Below are 9,755 nucleotides of genomic sequence, written 5' to 3'. Positions count from 1 at the left end.
AAGTTAAGTAGAACATCATCAGGTTTTTTATTATTACAAAGGCACCTAACGGTGCCTTTTTGCTTTGTGATATAGAATTTATAGTAAAGCCTTCCAATGGTGATCTTGGAATGTTTTGTAAAAAATCATAAGGAAAAGCAGTCTTAACTGATCTATACTTTATGGTGTATGGATTATCTTGGCGATTGACTATGTATAATAATAAATATAATCAACACGGTGGTGTTTTACTCATTGCATTAATTATTGTTGCAGTGGTCTCAATACTATCTGGTTCAATTTTATATATGTTGAAAACCAACGTTGTTCAGAACCAAGCCATTGAGAACTATAATAATTCACGCAACAGTGCGTTTTTATCATTAAAAAGCACTTTGGAAGCAAATGATTATATTTATACTAATACACCAGTTCTTTCAAGTGTTAAAAACTATAGCTCAGGCAATTCAAATATTACGGTAACAAGTACCGTACAATCAGATTTAAATGATGCAATATTTCCAGATAGTGTTGCGTTAAATAATGCCTCAGCAGTGTTACAGTATCATGTTAATATGCAGGTCACAGCTCAAACGCAACATCAGGCAAAGTATGTAGCAATTGTAAATGCACCTAGTCAATATTATCAAGAAAATGATCTGTCTCCTCAAGACACACAGAATGTTAATATCCCCAGTATTATTCTGAACAATCTTGATTTAGCTCAAAAGAGTAGCTCAGAGACCATTGAAAATGGTAATGCAGGATTTCTTGGTGCACTAGAAATAGATAACTCAGGAAGTGTTTCAGGAAGTGGTAAACAAATTAATTACACTCTCAAAGGAACTGTAAATACCTACAGCTTAAAATTTAAAGATAATGGAAATTATCTTCTTGAACAAGGCTGGTATCTAGAGGATGGAGACTGGAACTTAGGAATCCTAATCTATGACAAAAATACTGGAGTAGTATGGCAAACGAGCATAGGATTAACACAACTAGAAAATTTATCAACAAACGACACATTTTCAACTTTGGACTGGACTCAAATATTAGGAACAACAACATATAACCCCGCGTTAGCATATGTCTTGCCAGACTACGTTATTTTTGATGGTCAAAAATTTATGGCACTAGATGATATTGATCCTGGCGATAATCCATATGAGAAACCTAAGGATTGGCGAGTTATCATCGCCCCTTTGAGCTTTCCTCAGTTTAATGCAAATATCGAATACTATGCTGGTGATATAGTTACCGATGATGGTGATAAGTATGTAGCTGAAAGTGATATTAACTCAAACAAAGATAGCCTAGCAGCAGGAGGAAAAGATTGGGTGATAGTTCCAACAACAACAGGATCGCCCTGGGTTTCTCAGAAATATAATCCAGGGGAAGTTGTAACGTATGGAGGCTTTACTTTTGTAAATATCAAAAAAAGCAATAAAAAGAAAAATCCATTTGAGCAAAGTAAGAACTGGCGGATTATTCCGCAAAACTTTCAGGCTATTCCTTATTTGGATGATATATACTATACGGAAGGGTTAGTTGTCATGGATGACAATAAATACTTTGTTAACATTAAAGGTAGTGACGGAAAATCACCTCCAAATTCTGGAAGTAATAACAATTGGTATGAGATATCCGAACCAAATAGCATTTTGGGAGCTAAATTAATTAGTAAAAGTGATCAAATTTATAGCTTTATAGTGAAACAATTTTCTTCTGGAAAAATAGAAGGGGAAATCTATAATGATGTAGGTGCAAGCACTTCTATTGCCCATGATTACGGGGTGGTTCAAGACGTAAGTAAAGTTTATTTGTTAGCCACTGACCAATTACAAAGTCAGAACACAGATCAAGTTATCTTGTTCTTTTCAACAAGTTCAGGGTTAAAACGCATAGTTGTAAGCAATATTAGTAGCACTCCTGAAATTACTAGTGGAACTATATTGTTAGGTATAGCATCACCTATTGATCCCATACAGTACGCACCACAAATTATACCCGATAGCACCACAGAAAACTTTTTAGTATTACCTTATGCATCTTCTGTAGATATTTATAAATATACGCCGGCAACGCCTAGTCTTACATTCTTGAGAACGGTGAGTTTTAGTAATCAAATCGTTAAGCAAGTTTTACCTTTTAAGGGTTTTATTATTGTGATTACAAAAAACGATCCATATTCACCAGAAGCTAGAGATGCACATTTTATTGCATTGAGTGTTGATAAAGAGTTTGCAAGTATAGACCTTATGGAACTATCATCAGTTGATGGTGTTTATTTAACCTATGATCCCGCTACGCAAAAAACCTTTTTAAAAACAGCGACTGATTCAACAGGAGTTGAAATTCAAGACGCTCCCATGCCATATGGTGTGATTGGTATGCAATCAACGCAATAAAATAGCATGTACATAAGTAAGTTTATCTTATAGTATGGATGGCAATATTTTAGGAATTTTTAATTATAAATAATGAAAAAAATTTTATTATGTGTCACCGGAAGCATCGCTGCGTATAAAGCGCTTGAATTAACCAGATTATTAGTCAAAGCAAATTGTGAGGTTAAAGTTTTATTAACTGAATCAGCCAAAGCTTTTGTTACCGGTTTAAGTTTTGAGGCGTTATCGCAGCACAAAGTCTATGATGATTTGTTTGCCTATACCGATCGCCCAATTGAACATATCGAACTTGCGCGCTGGGCAGACGATATAGTGATAGCACCAGCATCGGCTAATACGATTGCCAAATTAGCCTTGGGGTTAGCAGATGATTTGCTAGGCAATGTGATCCTTGCAACGGACAAACCGATATTTATAGCACCGGCAATGAACGTTGTTATGTGGCAGAACAGTGCTGTGCAAGCAAATATAAATCAGTTGAAAAATCGTGATTTTATCATTTTGCCACCAGAAGCTGGAGAGCAGGCTTGTGGCGATATAGGCGATGGGCGCTTGATGGAGCCTGAAAATATTGTAAAGCATCTATTAAAGCCAAAAATAAAAACTGATAAACATGTGGTAATAACTGCAGGACCCACCATTGAGGCGTTGGATCCGGTGCGTTATTTATCAAACCACAGCTCAGGTAAGATGGGTTATGCATTGACCGAAGCTTTTATTGATATTGGTTGGGAAGTGACTTTAATTTCAGGACCTACTCAATTAAAAGCTTCTCAAAACTGTGATGTTGTTCAGGTGAAAAGTGCCAATGAAATGCATGATGCTGTACTTGAAAAGGTGAAAACGGCAGATCTCTTTATTGCAGCAGCGGCCGTTGCTGATTATCGCCCGGAAATATGTGCTGTTGAAAAAATCAAAAAGACAGATCAAAGTGATGAGTTGATGTTGAAATTGGTTAAAAATAAAGATATTTTGGCAAGTGTTGCAAACTTGGCAAGAAACAGGCCTTGTTGTGTCGGGTTTGCCGCAGAGACACATAATGCGCAAGCGCATGCACGAGCTAAAATTGAATGCAAGAATCTTGATTTCTTAATATTAAATCAAGTTAATACGGATACTGGCTTTCCTTTTTATGGTGATCACAATGAAGTAAAGATCTTTAATAAACATTATGAGCAAGTATTAGCCCTACCTTTGGCATCAAAGCGTGATATTGCCGATCATATTGCTGATTATTTAAATGAAAACGTTATCAAAAAAGAAGTGCAAACGGAATTAAATTATGAGTAGACGAATTAAAGTCTTATCCACTGAACTAGCTAACCAGATTGCTGCCGGAGAAGTTGTTGAAAGACCTTCTTCGATTGTGAAAGAGTTATTTGAAAACGCCTTAGACGCTGGAGCGACTGAGATTACATTAGAGCTTGAGCACGGAGGTAAAGAAAAAATATTGATACGTGATAATGGCTCGGGTATTGAAAAAGATGACTTACCATTGACTTTAATGCCGCATGCAACCAGTAAAATATATTCTTTAGATGAGCTTGAAGCGATTAACAGCATGGGCTTTAGAGGAGAAGCACTTGCCAGTATTGGCTCAATTGCTAAAGTTAAGATTACCTCAAAAACAGCACAAGATGAACATGCATGGTCTGTCGATAATCAGTTAGATAATGAATTGATTCCTGCATCTCATCCGATTGGAACGACGATTGAGGTGGCAGAAGTTTTTTATAATACACCTGCCAGGCGCAAGTTTTTAAAAGCTGAACGCACGGAATATGTGCATATTGATGAGCTGTTGAAAAAGTTTATGCTTTGCCACTTCAATGTAGCATTAACTGTTTGGCACAATGGCAAGGAGGTGAAGTCATATCCTGTAGCTGATACACCGCAAAAACAGCAACAGCGTATTGCAGATATCTGTGGCGATGAGTTTGTTGATAATGCCTTATTAATTCAAGCTGAAGCAATGGGACTTCAATTATATGGTTGGGTGGCTAAGCCGCAGTTTTCAAAATCACGTGCTGATTTGCAGTATTTTTATGTCAATGGTCGAATTATCAAAGATAAGCTAATCGCGCATGCGATAAAGCAGGCGTATAAAGATGTATTGCATCATCAAAGATATCCTGCGTTTATTTTGTTTTTTAATATCGATCCACATGCGGTGGATGTAAATGTTCATCCAACCAAACATGAAGTGCGTTTTCGTGAGTCGCGTTTAGTGCATGATTTTCTGTTTGCCAAAATTCATCATGCTTTGGCAGATACTAAGCCACAATTACCAGAGTCATCTGAAGCTGAAAATGACGTTGACTCATTAACATTTAGTACGCCTGAGAAGCCTGCAACACAACTAAATAATCATTGGCAGGACAAACGTCAGTATACACAATCTTCAAGCTCCAGCCATCTCAATGATATGGCGTTATATGGACAGTTGATTAATCAAAAAGATGAAATTCAATACCCTGAAAATACCAGTGATACTCATGATGAAATAAAAGCACAAACCCTTCAAGATAAATGGCAAGATGCTACACAATTAGCTATGCCTTTGGTGATTGAGGAGGTAGTGAAAGAAACCGTCATAGATCAAAATGCTGCAATGACAGAAATAACAACAAAAGCAAAGCCTGTAAAAGATGGTAATATATACCCTTTGGGTTTTGCCTTGGCACAGGTGCATGGCATCTTTATTTTGTCACAAACGGAAGATGGTTTGATTATCGTTGATATGCATGCAGCACATGAGCGAGTGTTGTATGAAAAGGTAAAAACACTATGGGCAAAACATCAAACGGTATCGCAAGTACTCTTATTACCTCTAACCTTTGAGATAAGCCCAGTATTACTCGATGTATTAGATATGCATGAAGCCCTTTTGAATAAATTGGGGTTTGAATATTCAGCACTTGGCGAGAAAACCTTAGTGATTCGTGCTATTCCGGTTTATTTAAAGAATAATCATATCGAAAGTCTTATTGTTGATATTGCCAACAGCCTTAAGGTCAGTGGTAAAGCCAAGCCAATGGATGATTATATGCATGCAATTTTAGCAACTATGTCATGCCACAAAGCCGTGCGTGCGCATGATCAAATTACCATTGAGGAAATGAATCAATTGCTACGCGATATGGAGCAAACAGCAAGAGCAGATCAATGCAATCATGGACGCCCGACATGGGTGAAAATGACAGTCAATGATTTAGATAAGCTTTTTATGCGAGGGAAATAGTCATATAAATTTTGCGCTAACTACTTTTGCCAAGCTGCGTTTCTATAGTAAACTAGGCGTTGATTTTGAATTTTAAATTGATACCAGTAGAGCAAGCATGATTACAACTAATGAAATTAGACGGTCTTTTATTGACTTTTTTAAATCCAAAGGGCATCAAGAAGTAGCGAGTTCATCGTTGGTGCCAGTCAATGATGAAACTTTATTATTCACAAATGCTGGCATGGTGCAATTCAAAGATGTTTTTTTGGGTGCGGATAAAAGATCGTATACGAGAGCTGTGAGTTCACAAAAATGTGTGCGAGCAGGTGGTAAGCATAATGATTTGGAAAATGTCGGTTATACGGCGCGCCATCATACTTTTTTTGAGATGTTAGGTAATTTTAGCTTTGGTGATTACTTTAAACGTGATGCTATCTTCTACGCGTGGGAATATTTGACAGAAGTATTAAAGCTTCCCAAGGAGAAGCTATGGGTGACTGTCTTTAAAGAGGATAAAGAAGCTGAAGATATCTGGATTAATGAAGTAGGTGTTGATCGTAGACGTCTATCACGCATAGGTGCTAAAGATAATTTCTGGGCAATGGGTGACACAGGGCCGTGTGGGCCATGTACTGAGATCTTTTATGACCATGGTGCAGAAGTTGCAGGCGGTCCTCCTGGGACGCCTGAGGAAGATGGTGATCGCTATATTGAAATCTGGAATTTGGTGTTTATGCAATATAATCGTTTGATCGATGGTACGTTAGAGGCATTACCTAATCCATCGGTTGATACTGGGATGGGACTTGAGCGCATTGCCGCAGTATTGCAGCATGTGCACAGTAATTACGAGATTGATATATTCCAGAAACTTATTGATGCTGCAGCAAAGATTGTGGCAACAGAAGATATCAATAATCCATCGCTTAAAGTCTTAGCAGATCATATTCGCGCGTGCAGTTTCTTGATTGTCGACGGTGTTTTGCCTTCAAATGAAGGGCGTGGTTATGTATTGCGTCGCATTATTCGTAGAGCAGTGCGCCATGGTTATAAGCTAGGTGCGGTGGACACTTTCTTTTATCGGTTGATTGCGACACTGGTTACAGTGATGGCTGAAGCTTATCCTGTTTTAAAAGAAAAACAAACGTTCATTGAAGATGTCTTAAAAAAAGAAGAAGAGCAATTTGAAAAAACACTAAGTCATGGCATGAAGATTCTTGAGGAAGAAATTGCTGAACTTGATAGCAATGTAATCTCAGGACAGACGGCATTTAAGCTATATGATACTTATGGTTTTCCATTGGATTTAACAGCAGATATTGCCAGAGAGCGCAATTTAACGGTTGATGAAGCAGGATTTACACATTCTATGGAAGCGCAAAAAGCGCGGGCAAAGTCAGCCAGCAAATTTGGTGTTGATTATAATCAGATGATCAAGACAGACTTACAGACAACGTTTGTTGGTTACTCATTGCCAGTGTCTGATGCACAGGTGTTGGCACTTTTTAGCGAGGGTAAAAAAACAGATAAACTGATTACAGGGCAAGAGGGTGTTATTATCTTGAATCAAACACCTTTCTATGCAGAGTCTGGTGGGCAGGTTGCCGATAAAGGTGTTATTGAAGCGTTAGGTAGTGAATTTACTGTTGAAGATGTGCAAAAATCAGGATCAGCCTTTTTACATATTGGTAAGGTAGTAAGGGGAAGTTTTGTGGTTGATGATGAAGTGACCGCGCAAATCTCTAACAAACGCACAACAACAGCAGCACACCACACCGCGACACATTTATTGCATGCAGCATTACGCGAAGTCGTTGGTTGTCATGTTGAGCAAAAAGGATCGTTGGTTGAATTCAATAAACTGCGTTTTGATTTCTCAAATCCTTCAGCTGTGACAACAAAGCAAATAAAAGAAGTAGAGCATTTAGTTAATGCCATTATTCGTCAAAACCTTGTTGTTGAAACGATAGAAACTTCGCCTGAAGCGGCTAAAAACATGGGAGCTATGGCGCTTTTTGGTGAAAAATATGGCGATGTTGTGCGCGTGTTGCGCGTTGGAGATTTCTCTATTGAGCTTTGCGGAGGTACGCATGTCACTCAAACTGGCGATATAGGCTTATTTAAAATAACCTCTGAAAGCGGTATTGCCTCTGGCGTGCGCCGTATTGAAGCAGTCACAGGTCTTTATGCTGAAAACTATATTGAAGAAAAAGAAGAAACATTAACAACAATTCATGAGCTGTTAAAATCTAGTGATGACAATGTTCTGGATAAATTGTTGAAATTGCAGCAGCAAATCAAAGCGCAAGATAAGGTGATTAAAGGCTTAAAACAGCAAATTTCATCAGGTGACGCTATTGCCATTAACGAGATGCAAATTGATGATGTCACACTAATCTCAGCGCTATTGCCAAATGTTGATATGGGCGTGCTACGCGAAAAGATTGATCAATACAAAGCACAAAAGTCCAAAGTGGTTGTTGCTCTTTCTACTGAAAATGAAGGTAAAGCGCAAATTGCCGTAGGTGTGAGTAAAGCGATTACGGATAAGATTAAAGCTGGTGAATTAATCAATTTTATTGCCAATCAAGTTGATGGTAAAGGTGGTGGACGCCCTGATATGGCACAAGCTGGTGGCAATGACCCACAAAATTTACCAAAAGCGATGACTTCGGTGCATGAATGGGTAAAAGAGAGACTATAATAGCAAGGTGCTATATCGAACATTAAACTTAGGAAAAAGGTATGACCTTTAAAATAAAGACACTTCTTGGAATATCACTTGTTGTAAGCTCGGGTGTTGCTATGGCGACTACTAAAGCGCCTGTTGAAAACTTGATGCAAGTTTACCAACAAGCACTTGATAACTCCCCGCAATATAAAGCTGATTTTTACACGATGCAATCAAGCAAAATGGCGGAGCCTATTGCTTTAGGTGCCTTACTACCAAATATTGGTTTAAATGCAGGGGCAACAGTTAATCAAATCCAGACAACACCACAAAGTGGCAGTTATCGCAACTACACAGCGGGCATCACGCTCACTCAAACGCTTTTCAACTATGGTGACTATCAGACTTACCAGGCATCAAAACAAAGTGCCTTAAGTGCTGAGGAAACCTATAATGCACAAAAGCAGCAGTTTATTTTGGATGTGGCAACGGCATACTTTAACGTGCTCAATGCTAAAGAGCAGGTCGTCTTTTTAAAAGAGAAATTAAAATCGGTTAAAAGCACATTAGATCAATCAAAGCTAAAGCTTAAAGTTGGGATGTCAACAAGTGTTGATGTGAAGACTGCTGAAGCAAATTATTATAGTGCATTGGCGGATTTAAAGGCCGCTGAGAACAGCCTTGAGTCTGCTTATTATGCCTTGTATCAATATACGGGTGTTGATAATAAATCATTAGCTGATTTAAAGAGTAATGTTAATTTCACTAACCCTGCACCTGATAGTATTGACGAGTGGGTTAAGCGCGCACATGCTAGTAATCCAAATCTTAAAGCACAGATTTACACTCAAAATGCAGCAGCAAAAACGTGGTCTGCATCAACAGGTAATTTCTTGCCAAATGTCAGTTTAATGGCAAATTATAGTATTAATGATAACTCAGGAAGCGCTTTTGCAACGGATGCAGCAGCCCTGCCTTTAGGTAACTATAGTAATGGTTATGTCGGTGTAACCTTTAGTTGGAATATTCTAAATGGTGGCAGTGATTATGCCGCTAGAAAGCAAGCTGCATTTGATTATCAAGCAGCTGAGTTTACTACCCTTGATCAGCAACGCAGCATTACTCAGAATATTGAGGTTGATTTTTATAATGTTGTCTCTGGTGTTAAGCAAATCGAAGCTTATAAGCAATCAGTAATTGCAGCAAAAGCAGCGTATGAGCAATATCAAGCGCGGTATAAAGTCGGTAGCTCTACAATTACCGAAGTATTAGATCAGCTGCAAAAACTATATGAAAGCATGTCATTGTTAGCAACGGCAAAATACCAATATGTGACAGATGTCTTGCAACTTAAACTTGATGCCGGCACGTTATCAGAGCGTGATGTTCAAATCTTTAATTCATGGCTTAAGTCTTAGTTTATTCGCTAGATCAAAGCAATTAGCAGGTGAACTTACCCGTAAAAAATGATATA

5 protein-coding genes are annotated in these 9,755 nt (G+C 38.2%); all 5 read left to right on the top strand.

Annotation, left to right across the window (positions count from 1 at the left end; all coding sequences use genetic code 11):
- The first annotated feature begins 191 nt into the window (after window positions 1-191).
- The 5 genes from ACTS4L_RS06865 to ACTS4L_RS06845 all read left to right on the top strand — a co-directional run bounded on the left by ACTS4L_RS06865 (window position 192) and on the right by ACTS4L_RS06845 (window position 9,699).
- Complete coding sequence (locus tag ACTS4L_RS06865) at window positions 192-2,387, top strand: hypothetical protein (RefSeq protein ID WP_440651848.1); 2,196 nt, start codon at window positions 192-194, stop codon at window positions 2,385-2,387.
- A 72-nt stretch (window positions 2,388-2,459) separates the two neighbouring features.
- Entirely contained in the window at window positions 2,460-3,677 is a 1,218-nt protein-coding gene (gene coaBC / locus ACTS4L_RS06860) for a bifunctional phosphopantothenoylcysteine decarboxylase/phosphopantothenate--cysteine ligase CoaBC (protein ID WP_440616475.1), read from the top strand.
- On the top strand, window positions 3,670-5,628 hold the full coding sequence (gene mutL / locus ACTS4L_RS06855; protein WP_440616473.1) for a DNA mismatch repair endonuclease MutL: 1,959 nt from the start codon (window positions 3,670-3,672) through the stop codon (window positions 5,626-5,628). Before coaBC ends, mutL begins: the two co-directional genes overlap by 8 nt.
- A gap of 97 nt (window positions 5,629-5,725) precedes the next feature.
- The gene (gene alaS, locus ACTS4L_RS06850; protein WP_440616472.1) at window positions 5,726-8,314 is read left to right on the top strand and encodes an alanine--tRNA ligase; all 2,589 of its coding nucleotides are present in this window, start codon (window positions 5,726-5,728) and stop codon (window positions 8,312-8,314) included.
- 41 nt (window positions 8,315-8,355) lie between these two features.
- The gene (locus ACTS4L_RS06845) at window positions 8,356-9,699 is read left to right on the top strand and encodes a TolC family outer membrane protein (protein ID WP_440651846.1); all 1,344 of its coding nucleotides are present in this window, start codon (window positions 8,356-8,358) and stop codon (window positions 9,697-9,699) included.
- The last annotated feature ends 56 nt before the right edge of the window (window positions 9,700-9,755 follow it).

It is taken from the genome of Cysteiniphilum sp. 19S12-1, assembly GCF_052030685.1.
Taxonomy (GTDB): Bacteria; Pseudomonadota; Gammaproteobacteria; order Francisellales; family Francisellaceae; genus Caedibacter.
This window is presented reverse-complemented; position numbering and strand designations above follow the sequence as displayed.